Origin of the sequence: Desulfofundulus thermobenzoicus, from assembly GCF_009428905.1 — a bacterium.
Taxonomy (GTDB): domain Bacteria; phylum Bacillota; class Desulfotomaculia; order Desulfotomaculales; family Desulfovirgulaceae; genus Desulfofundulus_A; species Desulfofundulus_A thermobenzoicus.
In genome coordinates this window covers 16,050-31,518 of sequence record NZ_WHYR01000013.1, presented here as the reverse complement: position 1 = coordinate 31,518, position 15,469 = coordinate 16,050, and the positions used below count along the sequence as shown (strand labels likewise).

Below are 15,469 nucleotides of genomic sequence, written 5' to 3'. Positions count from 1 at the left end.
TGTACCCCCGTCGGGATATGAGGCGGTGCTTTCGGGGAGGAGACACCCCGGAGACGTGAACTTTAAATTTTGAGGAGGGTGATTTTCAATGCGGAAGGTAATTTCAGCGGCGCTTTGTTTTGTAACGCTGCTGGCAGTGCTCGGAGGGGCCGTTTTCTTCTTCCCGGGTGGGCTTTCGGCCATGGAGCCTGTAAAAATCCTTGTAAACGGCCGGGAAGTCACTTTCGATGTTTCACCTTTTTTACAGGAAGGGCGCGTGCTGGTGCCGGTGAGCCGGCTTGCCGAAGCTCTGGGGTGCGGTGTGAAATGGGACGAGAAAACGAACGCGGTGGAGATCACCTGTCCGGCTTTCCCCCAAGGGGCGGTTGGCGAATACAGGTTCTGGCGGTTGCTGGCTGAGCAGGCCGCAAGGGAGGCCTTTAAATACCTGGAGAGAAGGGGGGACTTGCTGGTGCTGACCAATGCCGGCTACGTGACGGTGGGCGGCAGTTCAACCGCCCCCTGCCTTGACGGCCTCATCGCTGCTACCGGTTGCAGCCCTGGACGGGGCAACCTGCTGGAGGTGCATACTGCTGATAGCAAACCGCTCTGGTTTTTCTTTTTTGAAAAGAAAAGCGGACAGGGCGTGTTTGTGGAGGTGGATGGCGCAAAAGCCGCAGGCTTCGTAGCTTCCGGGAGTGATCCGAACGCAGTTGATAGCAACCCGGCACAATTTTTTAAAAAAGTAGTGGCTGAAAATGTGTCGGCGGAAAAACTTCTGGCCAATCCCGGCGATTGGAACCAAAAAGTCCAGATGAAAGTGTTTTCCGGTTTGGAATTTAACATTGTCACCATTGCCAATCTGGCGGCAAAAGGAGCGCCTCCCGGCCTGGTAAAAGCGGCGCTTTTTCACGACCACCTCTGTCCGGGAGTGACCAGCGGTTACCTTTTGGCTAATTATTTGAAAAAAGAGTTTCCCCTGCGTTCGCCCGATGAAAGCTACTACGTCCTGGCCGTTCCGCCCTGGTGCAAAGACGATGCCCTGCAGGTAGTCCTGAATACTACCCCCGGAAAATCCGGCATGGCCGTAATACCGGTGAACGCTTCCGCCAGGGAAAACCTGAAGCCGGAAGCCAAAAACCTGGCCGGGATCTATTTCCGTTACGATAGCAAAGCTAAAAAAGGTGATGGGGTTGTCCTGGCGTTTGACTTTGCAAAAGCCCAGAGCCTGAGCGGTATTGACATGAATAAAGGTTTCACCTGGGAAACCCGCCTCAAATCCGATCTCTGGTACCTCGATTACCTGGACAGGCCGGAGTTGTTTATAAATGTGATCAAGAAATTTGAGTTGAAACCGGGTGAAGTCCCTGACGATTATGCCCAGCCGGGGGTCAACCCGCTGGCCAGGTTGAACCTGCTGAAATAACGGTGCTTTGGGTTCTTGCAAATTTTGCGAAGTGGGCGGTCCTGCTTCCGGCAAGTGACCGGGTCGCCCGCTTCGTGCCATGTCGCTCCAGGGGCTGGCGGCGGTTTCAGGCGGGAAAAGATTTTCAAACACCCGCGCGGGTGAGCCTTACCTGCCTGAACGAAAATTTGGAACCCGTGCCGCAACTGGCTGAAAAGCTAGTTTCCGATGACACAAGCCTGCGCTATTGCCTGGTTTACGCCCACCGGCGCTACTGGTATCAGCCGGGAAAGCGGGGATAATTTAAACCCCGTGTTTGGCTGTGTACTTTAAGATGTGGGAACAGAACTCTTCAAAATCATCGAGTCTCTTTTGAATGATATTATACATCTCTTCCGGGGTTACTTCCGCATAACCGTGCACCAGGCGGTTGCGATATCCGGCCATGCCTTTGATTTTTTCCGCAAATTGCGGGGGGATAATTTGTTCCCTGCCCAGGGTCAAGATGATTGACCGGTAATCAACCGGGTGCCCCAATCCCTGCTTGGCCATGATGTGCCTGCCAGTGTCAAACAGGCTTTCCAGTGCCCGGCGCAGGTGATGTTCCGTAATGGCATAGTTATCGGGATCAGCCAAAAATTGCTCCCGGGTTAGAGCGGCCATTTTTTTCAGCCTGGCTATTGAGCGGTTGATAAGGTCAATGCGGTTGTGAATCAGGTCCTTGTTAATCAAGCCTAAACCCTCCCGTCATTATCCGCCATTAGCTCTTCTGCCATTTCCTGGTAATACATGTCCAGGACGGGTTTAAAGTCCAGATAATCCCTTACAGTCATGTCCTCAAAATCAGTACGGAAATCTTCATTTGAACAATAAATGATTTTGCCGTTTTTAATAACGGTAAATTTCAGGTAAATAGGAGCCTTTTGTAAAAATAGTAGATCCACTTCCAGGGGCGCTAAAATTTCAGATACGGTATCCTGGATCTCTATTTCCAGATCCAGGTTATGTTTTTCGGGGGAATAGCTGTCAAAAACTACTGCCAGGTCCATATCGCTATCCTGGTAATAATTTTCCCCGGCGCGCGAACCAAAAAGGTAGCAGCACGAAACACCGTAAGATTCAAACACCGGCAATAATTTTTCGCGTAACAATTGTATATCCAAAATCTCCACCCCACAGGTAATAAATTTCGAAAAATGATAGACAAGGGACCTGTGCTATCAAGTTAAAGGGTGCTAACTCAAGTTAAAGTATAACATGCGGGTCAGGCTAAATCCAACCGGGTCTGGTCATGCGGAATGGTTTGCTAATACAGGATCGGGATAATGGGGGAAATGGGTGGTGGAACACGAACAATTAGTGCAAATTACAGCGTGCCTGGCAGGAAATTGACCTGGAAAAAAGGATGGACCGGCCGGTTTAACCTGGTTTCTGCTTCCCAGACTCCCGGTGGGAATAGTCCCCATGCTGGACAAAGTGATGGCCGCTCCAGTCTTTTGCCGGGCCGCGCCGGGCTCCCGCCCATGTTGATTTGTGGCGTATTTTTCTGGCGAGGATCGGGAGCGGTTTTTTGAAGGAACGGAGCTATATCAAATCGGCGGAGACATTATTTAAGTTATAAAAAATTTTTTGTTGCAGGATTTCCTTTTCGTATGTAAAATATCATTAGCTATGAAACAAAAGTAAGGCGATAAAATTGGGGTCAGGAAGGCCCTTTGCCGGCCTGAAGGCTGGGCAGGGGGTCTTTTTGCATTTTCCAAATGAGTTGCTGGCTTCACTCTCATTTTAAGATTCTTTAAAACATTGTCCCGGCTTGGTTACAAAATGGTGACTGCCGATCCTTGAAATCATTTAACTGTGCTAACTCAATTTAACTTACATGAAATAAGGGGAGGAGAAGGGAATGCGGACAAAAGTGCTGAAGGCAGGGATCCTGTTCATTGCCCTGCTGGTTACCCTGGTTGTCCTGGGTGGGTGCGGTGCCAAAACGGCCGGGCAGGATACGGCTGCGCCGCAGAAAGCCGTTGTCACCGACCTGGCCGGCCGGCAGGTGGAAGTTTCCGTTCCGGCAAATAAGGTGGTGGCCGTTGGCCCCGGCGCGTTGCGTCTGGTTTGCTATGTCAACGGCGCGGATAAGGTGGTGGGCGTGGAAAACGTCGAAAAACAGTGGCCCCCCACCAGCAGGCCTTATATTCTGGCCAATCCCGAATTAAAGGATTTGCCTACCATTGGCCAGGGAGGGCCCGATTCCACCCCGGACGCGGAAAAGCTGGTCAGCGTGAAGCCGGACGTAATTTTTATCGCCTACCTGGTGGACAGAGCTCAGGCCGATGAACTGCAGGCCAGAACGAATATTCCGGTGGTGGTGCTGAGCTACGGCAGGCTGGCCACCTTTGACGAGGACGTTTACAAGTCCCTAGAGCTGATTGGCAAAATTACCGGTCGTGAGGGGAGGGCCCGGGAAGTGGTTGATTACCTGAAAAAATGCCAGCAGGACTTGCATGAGAGGACGAAGGACATCCCTGAAGACAAAAAGCCCAGGGTCTACGTGGGCGCCCTGGGCATGAAGGGAGTGCACGGCATCGAGAGCACCCAGGCCAAATATCCGCCCTTTGTAGCTATCAATGCCCGGAATGTGGTTGACGAAACGGGTAAGACGGGAAGTGTCATGATCGACAAGGAAAAGCTCCTGAGCTGGGACCCCGATATAATTTTCATCGATAAAGGTGGCCTTTCCCTGGTGCGGGAAGACTACAGGAAAAACCCGCAGTTTTACCAGTCCCTGCAGGCGTTCAAAACAGGCCGGGTTTACGGCCAGATTCCTTATAATTACTACACCACGAACATCGGCACCGCCATTGCCGATGCCTACTACGCCGGAAAAGTGATTTACCCCGAACAATTTAAAGATATCGACCCGGCCCAAAAGGCCGATGAGATTTACCGGTTCCTTTTGGGCAAGCCTGTATATGAGCAGATGGCGAAAGACTACGGTGGCTTTAAAAAGCTGGATCTTGCCGGTCAGTAATAGCCGGGGAGTTCCTTGTTCGGAGCCAAATGGCCTGTCCACCTTCATAAAATTTGTTTTATGAACGATTAAGGGGGCTGCTTCAGGTAGTGGATGGCCCGGGGTGCGTTCAGGAATCAGTATGGAAAGCCGGGGAGAGCCTTCATGCCGTGGTGGCCTGAACCAGTTGACCAGCCAGTTCGGCCACGGTAGTTTCGTGCAGCTGGCCGTTTTCATAGACGGGTACCGTGCTCCTGTCTTCCAGCAGATGGGCGTAACGCTTTATGTCCAGTTTTTCGCCCATGGTGCCCAGGAGACGCAGTGTATACCCCCGCACCACCGGGTCGGGATCATCTAGGTGGGCGGCCAGGGTGGGCACATACCTGGCCACCAGGTCCGGGCGGGCCTGGGCGATGCGTCCGGCCGCCCAGATTACCCCCCGCCGCAGCATATCCTCATCGGCGTAAAAAATAATGATGGAGGCGTAATCCCCGAACAAATCGGGCCGGCGATATACAATCTCGCCGATGCATTCCGGGGCGGTCCAGCCGATGCCCCCGGATTCCTCGTTAATTGTCCAGAGCAGGTTGCGCAGGATTACCCGCACGGCCTCGGGGTTTTGTTCGGCCAAGCGTTGGGCCACCACCCCCATGGCCTCAATGGCCCGCCAGCACAAAAGGGTGCCCGGCTCATGTAGTAGCCTGCGCAATGCCCGGATGTTTCCTTTATTTTCAAGAACCATATTAGCGATTTCGTCATATTTCTGCTCTTTCAGCAGGGCTGCAATTTTTTCCTTGGCTTTAAAGGACATATGAATCTTCCTTTCGGTATTAAACCCCTGCAGGCATTAATTGCTATCTACAGTTTACACCAGGTGAAGATAGCTGGCAAGGATTTGCAACGGGCCACCCTGGGTGCAAAGCAAATAAGCCCTTAAAAAACCGTTGGAACGGTTTTTTAAGGCGCTTTCTTTAATGATGAAATTATTTGACGACCTACCCGGGCCTTTGGGCCGGCCCCTTTTCGTATTTTCATATGGGTAGTGGCCATTATTTAGTTAACAGAAGAATAATATCGCTTCCTTCATTGGTTACACTCACCGACCAGCCCCGGCTTTCCGCCAGCCGGGTAACGTTTTCCCTGGCCGCCTGGTTGCTGACTAGCACTTTCAAAGTGCCCCCGGACATCTGATCCAGTTCCCGTTTGGTCAGCAATACCGGTTCGGGGCATAAAAGCCCCCGGGCGTCAACTTCCCTGGGCATTTGATTTCACTCCCTGCGTTAAAGCTAGTCGGGCAGTATTGAAAAAGGCCAGGGCGAAAACCGCCACCAGACCGATGACCACAGCCACCTGCCCTGCCACAGGCACTCCCTGGGGCCCAGCGGCCAGGCCGAAGTTGTGGGCCACGGCTGCTCCGGCCATAAAGCCCAGTACGGTAACGGCACAGTCGGTATTTCCTTCACCGGCCGCCACCAGCTGGCGCAGCGGGCAACCGCCCAGTAACACCGCCGCCCACCCGGCCAGGGCCATGCCCAGAAAGTTCCACAGGCCGTCGGTGTGGGCGATGGGCTGCCCGGCAAAGCCCAACTTGAAATGGCCCAGGAGCAGGTTGCCGGCCAGGGCCATGACCAGTACAGCTAAAAACCCATACAACAGGTGGGGGTCCCGGAAGAGGACAAAATCCCGGATTCCCCCCACCATGCAGAGTCTGGACCGCTGGGAGAGGATACCGACCACCAGTCCGGCCGCCAGGGAGATGAGTACCGGCGCATGCATGGATCCGGGGCCCTGCTGGCTGAAAAGAATAAAGGGTGTTTTAACAAATAAAGGCAGTAAGAGAATGATTATGCCCAGGGGAAAAATGTAGCCACTAACCTTGCTTTGCGGCACAGCCCTTCCCAGGGAAAAGCCCCGGTTCAGAAACCATACTCCAACAGCCACACCCGCCACCAGCCCCACCAGTCCCACCAGGGCGTTTAAATCCCCGCCGGCCAGGCGTAAAACCGTACGTACCGGGCAGCCCAGGAAGATCAGCATACCGATCATGGCCAGGAAAGCCAGGGTAAAACGGGTGAGGGTGCTGGAACCACCCATGGCCCGGAATTCCCGGGTGGCCAGGGCGGAGAAAAAGGCACCCAGTACCAGGCCTAAAATTTCCGGACGCAGGTACTGTACGGTGGCCGCCCGGTGCAGGCCCAGGGCACCGGTAATATCCCGCAGAAAACAGGCGATACATACGCCCATATTGGGGGGATTGCCCAGCTGAACCAGGATGGGGGCCACCAGTCCCAGCACCCCTCCGGCCAGTATGACTTTGCCTTTCAATGCTTTCACCTTCCTTTGTCAATGAATACGAAAAATAAATACCTCTCTTTTTGCTGCGCTCTTTTTCCGATGGTCTTCTCCTGGGACCCGGTGCATCCCCCCTTAGAAAAATAGTTATCGGATTAAGTAAGCCCGCACTCACTATCCCAAAAGAGGCTCTACTCCCTGACAATATTTTCCGCTGAGCCCGGTTGTTCGTCTAGTTACATGTTCAGTACCAATGAGTGCTGGCAGTTAGAGGGAACAATTATTCCCATGGGCAACTCCCTTAAATTAACCATGTCTTGTAATTATTTCGCGGATCGCCCATGTACTCCTTTAATGATTTATATCGAAAAATTTTATATGACTGTGGTTTTCCATTGTTCTTTTAAATTGAACTGGGAAACCAGGAGGGCAGGCCTTTGGCCGGCTTCCGCAGTGTTTACGTGGATCGAAAAAGTATACGCATAATCCGGCGGGTGGTCGGTGCCGGTGAAATTGATGTGGCCGTAATTGCCGGGATTGCTGAAAGAGAAGGGATGCTGCCTACCGGTTGGCAGCCAGGCGGTGGGCGGACGTAGAGCAATTCATCGATGATTTGCTGCGTTCATTTGCCTTCGTGGATATACTGGAGGAAAAGAGGGATTTGTCCGGCGGCTGAATTGGGTTTTTTGAAACCCTGTCCAACCCTGTGGGGGTCGCTAGCCGGGGGTTTTTGTTCACGCCGATCTTACGTCCCATGGTTGGTGCAGATCAGTCGGTTCTCTCCGTCCGGAATCAGGCGGGTGGCCGGTTGGCCGCACAGGGGGCAGACCGGTGGTTCCAGACGGTGGGCCGGCAGGTTATACAGCACAGTGGTGTTCAAATACCGGTCTTTATGCTGTAGTTCCAGCTTGACATGCAATCGCGGTACGTGATAGTCCACCAGGTGATCCAGATGGATGTCCACTTCCACGGCATAACGTTCCAGGGTATCCTTTTCCCGGCGCTGCCGGTCGGCTTCAATGGCGGCCAGCTGTTTGGCCAGGCGTTCCTTTTTAGTTTCGTCGCCGGCGGCCGCCATCTTTTTTGTTGTTTCCTGGGACAACTGGGCATAATAGTCCGCCACCCTGGCCAGTTCCCGTTCCATGCGCCAGGCAGCCCGGCGTTGCAGGGAAGCAGCCAGTTCCCTGGCCTGTCTTTCCGCTTCCCGGCAGGCATTCTGGTAGAGTTTTTCCGGGGAAAGGAGCCGGGCGGCGGGCAGCTGGTATGATGGCTCGCCGGCGGCCACTATCTTGCCCCACCACACGTCAAAGTCGGATACGATATGCCCGGAATAACCATCCACCACCACGTTTAAAAGTTCTTCCCTCTTTTCATAGGAACGTAACACGGTGCGGAAATAAAAACCCCGGAAGACATGCTCCTCCATCCACTGGTGAACTATCTGCGGGGGACGGCAGCGGAGGAAATGCAGTTGTTGTTGGATCTCGTATTCCAGGTGCCGTTTTTCCCCGGTACCCGGGTCAGGGCAGTAAAGCACGGTGTAACGGCCGTAACCCGCACCCAATCTGGCCAGTTCCTCCAGAAAGGGGCTGCCGTAGGTAACAAAGATGGCCTGCGGGTTTTCCCGGGCCACCTCGCTGTCAAAGGCCAGCTGAAGATAGTCCCTGGTTAAGCGGTTGCTTAATTCTTCGGGCAAAAGGGCTTCCACCAGCTCGTAGCCGGTCTCTTCCAGGATGGCTCCGCTTCGCTCCAGACAGGCGGTGACAAATGAACGTAGTGGTAATAGTTCACTGGAAGTCATAGGAACAGACACGCCTTTCCGTAAAATTTGCTGTTGCAGTTCAGTCTGGTTTATTCATCTCATCATCCAGTCTATCATGTTAATTGCGGCATTTTGCCTGCTGCCGGTTTGGACTGCAGGACGTATGTAAACGCGGGGTGCTGGTTGCGTATGCCAATGGCCAGTCATTTGGTTATTGCCACCACCTGCCGGGATGGCATTGGGCTGCTTTAGTCCTTTTCCGGCAGCAGTTCTCCCAGCAGCCGGTCGTCCAGTTCCTTGACGGCCAGGTAATGTTCTTTGGCCGTGACCAGTTGCTGGCCCAGATCGTCCAGCTGCTGGCGTAGATTTTCTTCGTCGGTGGCGCTGGACCAGATGTCCATGATGATATCTTCAAAATCCCTTTTCTCCTTGAGGTTCCCCAGGATCATGTCCAGTTCCCCCACCACCAGTTGAAACATGTTGATTTTGGCGTCCAGCAATTCCAGTATATGTGCTTCCACCGTACCGGCCGCCGACAGGTTGTAAATGTATACGTCCCTGGTCTGGCCCAGCCGGTGCAGGCGGCCCACCCGTTGTTCGATGCGCATGGGGTTCCAGGGCAGGTCGTAATTGACGATCACATTGCAAAACTGCAGGTTGCGTCCTTCGCTGCCGGTTTCCGTGGAGACCAGGATGCGTGCGTCGCCGGCAAAAGCACGTACCTGCTCTTCCTTTTCCGCCCGCCGCATCCCCCCGTGCAAAATGGCCGTCTTAAAGCCTTCCTTCTGTAAAAGATCGCTCAGCAGGTGCAGCGTGTTCCGGTAGCAGGTGAAAACTACCACTTTATCCGGTATCCTTTCCAGCAGTTGTAACAGCGCTTCGGCCTTGGCCCGGCGAGGTACCTGCCGGGCCTGTCCCGCCAGGGCTTCCATCAGACGCCGCAGGGGGACAGGGTTGCTGGCATCGGCAGCCATCTTTTCCAGGGTGGGCAACACCGCTTCCATACTGCTGCCCACTTCCCGCTGCAGGGTTTTCAGCACGAACTGGTTAACCCCGCCGGACATCCTGCTTTCACCGGCCCGGTAATGGCCGCGTACAAAGCTGGTGAGCCGCCGGTAAAAGGCCGCTTCTTCCGGGGAAAGGGTCACCTCCACCACTTCTGCCCGGCGCCTGGCTTTGATGGCCCCGGTTTCACTGCGCCTGTTCCGGATCATCACCTCGCGCATGAGCCTTTTCAGTTCCCCGGTGTTTTTGGGCTTTAAGGGATCGCCCCGGGTAATGTACTTGCGCTTGAAGGAAGAGGCTGTTTCCAGCTGACCGGGCTGCAAAAGGGTAATCAGGTTGAACAACTCCTCCAGGTTGTTTTCTACGGGGGTAGCCGTAAGCAGCAACATGTACTTCTTTTTTATCTGGCTGACCAGCTGGTAGGCCCGGGTTTTCTGGTTCTTTAAATGATGTGCTTCGTCCACTATAACCATGTCGTATGTAGACTCCACCACCATATCCCGGTGGGGTTCCCTCTTGGCCGTGTCCAGGGAAGCGATAATGTACGGTAAGGTTTTCCAGGGATTGGGGGTGGATTTGAAAAGGTGGTCGTCGTAGGTGACAAAATTTAGATTGAATTTGGTCTGCATTTCCACCCGCCACTGTTCCACCAGGGAAGGAGGTGCCAGTACCAGCACGCGCCTGACCAATCCCCGCAGCAGGTATTCCATCATGATCATTCCGGCCTCAATGGTTTTGCCCAGACCCACCTCATCGCATAAGAGGGCGCGGCCACGCAAGTTTTTCAGCACATGGCGCACGGTGTCCAGCTGGTAATCCAGCAACTGGATGTCACGGACCACGCCGGTGGAGAGCAGGGTCTCAAAGCCCGGCGAAAGGAGCAGCCCCAGGGCCTGCCGGTGCAGGTAAAGATCCGGGATGGGGGAAGCGGTGCCCTTTTCGGCAAGTTTCAGCACCTGAACGTCTTCATCCGGATAAAAAGTAACCCTTACCGGCGGCAGCTTGTCTTTTTGCCGGGGGCTTTCCTCTACCGGCTGCCGGTCGGGGGTTGAGCTAACCGGTGCCGCCGGTTCTTCCGGCGTATTTTCGCTGCTTTGCTCTGGCTGGGTGCTGATGTTTGCTGCCTGTTTATTTGCCGGGAGTGCCCGGTCAATGCATATCTTAGATATGTTGCCCCTGCTCTGGTTCAATGAAACGCACCTCTTGGCGAAAGGTTAACCGAAAAGGCCTGAATAGCTTGACTTTTTATCTGCCGGGATCAATTTTTTTTGACATTATTATACCACATGGCCAGGGGTTGTCTACCGGAAGTTGGAAAGTAATCATGCCGCGTACGGGCCAGTGAGGAAGCTAAGGATTCTGAACCGACCGGCTATTCTTAATTCTCCAATTGCAATTGACAATTATCCCGGGGTGCTTTAAAATGTGGTAAAGAAAAAGGGTTAAATAATCACTGGGAAAAGCCGGCCTGTTTAATAATGATAACCCTGCAGCGAAGGCGGGACCAAAGAAGAGCTGGCTTTCAGATCGGTTAAAGCTGGTAAAACAGAGGATCAGGAAATATACTTGCGCCGCCGGCGAACATGCCTGGCGAGAGTGTTATACAAGGAAACAAATGGCCACGAAGGCCCGGATATCCTTCTAAGTAAGGAAGGGGTTTGCGTGGCCTTGTTTTATTTCAAACACAAATAGAATGCCTGGGGTTTCATGAAAATGGGGGTCTGCAAAATAGTGATCCAAAAATAGAAAACGGCTGAATCCGATTTCCGGTAGCCCATGAAACACCCGGCGCTAATGGCTGCATAAAAATGGGAATCGGCCATAACACAGATGACAGGAAGGTGATCCAATGGAACTGGTGCCCATCGGAGTGGTCCACAGTCCATATCATTCGATTCAGGAGGCCCCCCGTCAGGGGCGCTTATCCGACCGGACGGCCGAACTGGAGGTTTTCCCCCGGTTTGCGGATGGTTTGAAGGATGTGGACCGGGCCACCCACCTGATTGTACTGTACTGGTGCCATCAGGCGCAGCGGGAAACGCTGCAGACGAAAACACCCTTCGGCCCCGAACTGCGGGGGGTGTTTGCCTGCCGCTCCCCGTCCCGTCCCAATCCCATTGCCCTTTGTGTGGTGGAGTTGCTGGGAGTGCAGGAAAACCGCCTGCTGGTGCGTGGATTGGACGCTCTGGACGGCAGCCCTCTGTTGGATATAAAGCCCTATGCTGCCGATGTGGACAGCGTTCCCGGGGCCAGCATTGGCTGGTTGAGAAAGTAAACCTGATGGCGAAAGACTACGGTGGCTTTAAAAAACTGGAACTTGGTGTCAGTAATAGCCGGGGAGTTCCTATGTTCGGAGCCAGCCTGACAATTCCGGCCCGGTGATTAATGAATGATAAGTCTCGTTTTTGTGGGTGATAAAAATATGCGGCAGGTAGCGATGGAAAATATCCCGGAAAGTTACCTTAAATATACCCAAAGAAAAGTTTTCATCATTTGCCTGCTTGTCCTTTTAACCATCCTGCTGGGTGTCTACGCCATCAACGCCGGGGCGGCGGAACTTTCACCGGTCCAGGTGCTGCTGACGCTGCTGGGTAAAGCGGAGGGACGTTTAAATATCATTATCTGGAATATCCGGTTGCCCCGGGTGCTGGCGGCGGTCACTGCCGGGGTCGGCCTTTCCGTGGCGGGTTGCGTGATGCAAAACCTCTTGCGCAACCCCCTGGCATCCCCCTTCACCCTGGGTGTTTCGCAGGGTGCGGCCTTTGGCGCCGCCGTGGCCATCATTGCCCTGGGGGCGGGGAGCACCCACAGCACCAGCGCCGATGCGGTCATCATCAACAACCCCTACCTGGTCACCATTGCCGCCTTTGTGGGGGCGATGGCGACGACCATGGTAGTTCTCTTCCTGGCCCAGGCCAGGGGGGTCACTCCCGAAGCGATGGTCCTGGCGGGGGTGGCCCTGGGCTCCCTTTTTTCAGCCGCCACCATTATCCTGCAGTTTTTTGCCAGTGACGTGCAGGTAGCTTCCATTGTTTTCTGGACGTTCGGTGACATCGGCCGGGCTTCCTGGCTGGATCTGGAAATCATGGCCGCGGTGACCGGCGCCGCGCTGCTTTACTTTATGGCCAACCGGTGGAATTATAACGCTCTGGACGGCGGGGAGGAGACGGCCAGAGGGCTGGGTGTTGATGTGGAGAGAATCAGGTTAACCGGCATGTTCGTAGCTTCCCTGGTCACGGCGGTAACTGTTTCGTTTCTGGGCATCATCGGCTTTATCGGCCTGGTCGGCCCGCACATGATGAGAAGGGTGCTGGGCGGCGACCACCGTTTTTTAATCCCGGCTTCTGCCGTCATGGGAGGGCTTTTGCTGCTTGCTTCCGATACCCTGGCCAGGACCATAATTTCCCCGGTTGTTTTGCCGGTGGGGGCGATTACCTCCTTTATGGGTGCCCCCCTGTTCCTTTACCTTCTCTCCAGGGGGTATGGCAAAAGATGATCTTGTCGGTAGACGGGGTGGAATTCAGCTACCACAGCCGGCCTGTGTTAAGGGATATCAAATTTGCAGTCAACCGGGGAGAGCTCTTTTCCATCCTGGGTAACAACGGTGCCGGAAAGTCCACCCTGCTCAAGTGTCTGAACAGGATTTTAAAACCGCAAACGGGAACAATTCTCATTGAAAAAGAAGATCTGTTTGCGCTTAACCCACGGGAAGTTGCCCGCCGCCTTGGGTACGTGGCGCAAAGATACGAGAGCACCCGTTTTACGGTTTTCGACGCCGTGCTTTTGGGACGGAAACCTCACATCAAGTGGGGTACAACGGTAAGGGACCTGGAAATCGTCCGGAATGTGTTGGGCATTCTTGGCCTGGAGGAATTTTCCCTGCGCTACCTGGATGAATTGAGCGGGGGAGAACTGCAAAAGGTGGTCATTGCCAGGGCCCTGGCCCAGGAACCACGGGTTCTTTTGCTGGACGAACCCACCAGCAACCTGGATTTGAAAAATCAACTCGAGGTTTTGAAAACGGTGAAACGGGCGGTCGGGGAGCAAAACATTGCGGCGGTGGTGGTAATGCACGACCTTAACCTTGCTTTGCGGTTTGCAGATAAATTCCTGCTCCAGAAAAACAGGACCGTCTTTGCCTGCGGGGGAATGGAAATCATGACGCCGGAAAACATCACCGGCGTCTACGGTGTGCCGGTGGCGGTGGAAAGGCTGGCGAACATACCGGTAGTGGTACCGGTATAAACTGTCATGCTCCCGCGCTATCGCCTGCTGTCCACCGGTGCTACCTGGTATCCACAGGGAAGAAGCTCGCTCCCAGGTCAGAGCGGTCAGGGGAAGATATTCCCGTCTCCACTTTTTTACAGGGGCTGAAAAAATCCCGTTATTGTTTTCGGTTGCCGGAGCAAAGTATATCGAGTATAATTTATCCCGGAGGTGGCTTCCCTTGGTTCAAATAAGCTGGTTTTACGGAATTAAAATATCCATGTATTATGATGAACACTTGCCGCCCCATTTTCACGTTGAATATGGAGATTATCATGCGGTGGTAGATATTCAAAAAGCGGTGATAATCAAAGGGGAACTTCCTAAGAAACAGGCGAGTCTGGTTATAGCTTGGACGTTGCTGCACCAGGATGAATTGATGGATAACTGGCATAACGCATATCATAAAAAAGAACTCTTTAAAATTGATCCTCTCCGGTAAAGAGGTGAAGAGAATGATTCCGCCAGCGCTTATCCAGGTGTACGCCGATAAAACGGATGACTATACAATTATATGCCAGTTTGTTGACGGTAAGGTAACCAGATATCATATGAGAGATAAGTTGACCGGGGTTTTTGAACCTTTGAAGAATAAAGATTTATTTAAAAACGCCCTGACCATATTAGATAACACGGCGGCATGGGATCTGACCGGGAAAAGAGATGCATCGGAATGTCTGACCATTGATCCCTGGCGGTTGTATAATGCTGAAGATATTACCTGTGCTACGTTGTCAAGGTTGTCAAGGGGTTGACATATTGCAGATGGCTTGCTTTCTGCAGCGTAATGCTGTATATACACAGCTGTTCCCCCTTATTCTGTTGATGTGGCAATTTCCTTTATAAGGGGAGCGCTGTGGATGCTCAACCACCTGGGGCAAGCCCGGGTGGTTGATTTATATCCCAGCTATTCCCAATATGTCAACCCATATCCAATGTAGCACATATCTGGATAGCGCGGCACTGAATTTGCGCGGTATTTATACCTGTTGTAAAATATTTAGCACAGATAAATAATTAATTGTGATAAAATTTGGGAAAAACACTGGGGGGATAATCATGGACCGGTGCTTGATTTGCTGTGCCATCCTGCGTCCGGAGCTGGAGCATTTATTTGCCGAACTTGCAGCGGACAGCGGGGAAGATGACCTGCCAAGGTTTTACCTGGAACCCGCATTGCATGTGGATTTGGATAAACTGAAACAAGCCCTGGCCAGCGCTCTGTCCGCGACGGCGGGGGAAGGTAAAAGGCCCCTGATCGTTTATGGCCGGCTCTGTCACCCGGAAATAGAATCCCTGGTGGGCGAATATGGGGCTAAGATCTCTCCGGCCGTTAACTGTATCGAACTGTTGCTGGGGGAAGACATGGCAGCCATCGAAAAAGAAGCCAAAACTTTTTACCTGACGCCCGGGTGGCTGGAAAACTGGAAACAAATATTCGTTGAGGGACTGGGTTGGGACAGCATTGACGCCCGGCAAAATTTCGGTATGTATGACCGTATTCTGTTGTTGGATACGGGGATAACGCCGCTGGATGAGGAAAAAATCCTCGAGTTTTTTGATTACACACAAGTTCCGGTGGAAATCCGTCAGGTGGATCTGGAGAATCTGCGCTGCAACATACGATTGTTATTAGAAGAGGTGGACAAACCGTGTTGACGGGGGAATTACAAATTTTTGCCGGGAGTCTGGGCCTGTCTGCCATCGGGGCGTCGCCTCATTGAAGCGAAGCCGATTTACTTGGTTATGAGCT

16 protein-coding genes are annotated in these 15,469 nt (G+C 53.2%); 9 read left to right on the top strand and 7 right to left on the bottom strand.

Annotated elements, in window-relative coordinates:
- Positions 1-88 precede the first annotated feature (88 nt).
- The gene (locus GFC01_RS06430; RefSeq protein ID WP_152945821.1) at positions 89-1,405 is read left to right on the top strand and encodes an FmdE family protein; all 1,317 of its coding nucleotides are present in this window, start codon (positions 89-91) and stop codon (positions 1,403-1,405) included.
- Positions 1,406-1,687: 282 nt separating this feature from the next.
- Here the strand turns inward: GFC01_RS06430 and hepT are convergent, their stop codons facing one another.
- Positions 1,688-2,116: a type VII toxin-antitoxin system HepT family RNase toxin gene (hepT, locus tag GFC01_RS06425; protein WP_152945820.1), complete on the bottom strand. Its 429-nt coding sequence runs from the start codon at positions 2,114-2,116 to the stop codon at positions 1,688-1,690.
- 2 nt (positions 2,117-2,118) lie between these two features.
- Positions 2,119-2,547: a type VII toxin-antitoxin system MntA family adenylyltransferase antitoxin gene (gene mntA / locus GFC01_RS06420; protein WP_152945819.1), complete on the bottom strand. Its 429-nt coding sequence runs from the start codon at positions 2,545-2,547 to the stop codon at positions 2,119-2,121.
- A 740-nt stretch (positions 2,548-3,287) separates the two neighbouring features.
- On the opposite strand from mntA, the gene GFC01_RS06415 reads away from it, so the two are divergent.
- Positions 3,288-4,412, top strand: a complete 1,125-nt coding sequence (locus tag GFC01_RS06415) for an iron ABC transporter substrate-binding protein (protein ID WP_152945818.1) — start codon at positions 3,288-3,290, stop codon at positions 4,410-4,412.
- A gap of 142 nt (positions 4,413-4,554) precedes the next feature.
- On the opposite strand, the gene GFC01_RS06410 is transcribed toward GFC01_RS06415, so the two are convergent.
- From GFC01_RS06410 to yedE, 3 genes are all read right to left on the bottom strand, one after another.
- On the bottom strand, positions 4,555-5,202 hold the full coding sequence (locus GFC01_RS06410) for a DVU0298 family protein (protein WP_152945817.1): 648 nt from the start codon (positions 5,200-5,202) through the stop codon (positions 4,555-4,557).
- Positions 5,203-5,440: 238 nt separating this feature from the next.
- Positions 5,441-5,653: a sulfurtransferase TusA family protein gene (locus GFC01_RS06405; protein ID WP_152945816.1), complete on the bottom strand. Its 213-nt coding sequence runs from the start codon at positions 5,651-5,653 to the stop codon at positions 5,441-5,443.
- Positions 5,637-6,716 carry a YedE family putative selenium transporter gene (yedE, locus tag GFC01_RS06400; RefSeq protein WP_152945815.1) on the bottom strand — a complete coding sequence of 360 codons (1,080 nt, stop codon included), beginning with the start codon at positions 6,714-6,716 and terminating at the stop codon, positions 5,637-5,639. Before yedE ends, GFC01_RS06405 begins: the two co-directional genes overlap by 17 nt.
- A 404-nt stretch (positions 6,717-7,120) precedes the next feature.
- On the opposite strand from yedE, the gene GFC01_RS06395 reads away from it, so the two are divergent.
- On the top strand, positions 7,121-7,279 hold the full coding sequence (locus tag GFC01_RS06395) for a hypothetical protein (RefSeq protein WP_152945814.1): 159 nt from the start codon (positions 7,121-7,123) through the stop codon (positions 7,277-7,279).
- 149 nt (positions 7,280-7,428) lie between these two features.
- Here GFC01_RS06395 and GFC01_RS06390 read toward each other — a convergent pair whose 3' ends face one another.
- Both GFC01_RS06390 and GFC01_RS06385 read right to left on the bottom strand, forming a co-directional pair.
- Entirely contained in the window at positions 7,429-8,484 is a 1,056-nt protein-coding gene (locus GFC01_RS06390) for a zinc ribbon domain-containing protein (RefSeq protein ID WP_152945813.1), read from the bottom strand.
- Positions 8,485-8,693: 209 nt separating this feature from the next.
- Positions 8,694-10,640, bottom strand: a complete 1,947-nt coding sequence (locus GFC01_RS06385; RefSeq protein ID WP_152945812.1) for a DEAD/DEAH box helicase — start codon at positions 10,638-10,640, stop codon at positions 8,694-8,696.
- A gap of 659 nt (positions 10,641-11,299) precedes the next feature.
- Here GFC01_RS06385 and tsaA point away from each other — a divergent pair.
- The 6 genes from tsaA to GFC01_RS06355 all read left to right on the top strand — a co-directional run bounded on the left by tsaA (position 11,300) and on the right by GFC01_RS06355 (position 15,375).
- Positions 11,300-11,725, top strand: a complete 426-nt coding sequence (gene tsaA / locus GFC01_RS06380; RefSeq protein ID WP_152945811.1) for a tRNA (N6-threonylcarbamoyladenosine(37)-N6)-methyltransferase TrmO — start codon at positions 11,300-11,302, stop codon at positions 11,723-11,725.
- Between the two features lie 147 nt (positions 11,726-11,872).
- On the top strand, positions 11,873-12,946 hold the full coding sequence (locus tag GFC01_RS06375) for a FecCD family ABC transporter permease (RefSeq protein WP_152945810.1): 1,074 nt from the start codon (positions 11,873-11,875) through the stop codon (positions 12,944-12,946).
- The gene (locus GFC01_RS06370) at positions 12,943-13,695 is read left to right on the top strand and encodes an ABC transporter ATP-binding protein (protein ID WP_152945809.1); all 753 of its coding nucleotides are present in this window, start codon (positions 12,943-12,945) and stop codon (positions 13,693-13,695) included. Before GFC01_RS06375 ends, GFC01_RS06370 begins: the two co-directional genes overlap by 4 nt.
- Positions 13,696-13,897: 202 nt before the next feature.
- Positions 13,898-14,158: a DUF4160 domain-containing protein gene (locus tag GFC01_RS06365; RefSeq protein ID WP_013821292.1), complete on the top strand. Its 261-nt coding sequence runs from the start codon at positions 13,898-13,900 to the stop codon at positions 14,156-14,158.
- Between the two features lie 13 nt (positions 14,159-14,171).
- Entirely contained in the window at positions 14,172-14,471 is a 300-nt protein-coding gene (locus tag GFC01_RS06360; RefSeq protein WP_152945808.1) for a DUF2442 domain-containing protein, read from the top strand.
- A 304-nt stretch (positions 14,472-14,775) separates the two neighbouring features.
- Positions 14,776-15,375 carry a DUF1638 domain-containing protein gene (locus tag GFC01_RS06355; RefSeq protein ID WP_152945807.1) on the top strand — a complete coding sequence of 200 codons (600 nt, stop codon included), beginning with the start codon at positions 14,776-14,778 and terminating at the stop codon, positions 15,373-15,375.
- The last annotated feature ends 94 nt before the right edge of the window (positions 15,376-15,469 follow it).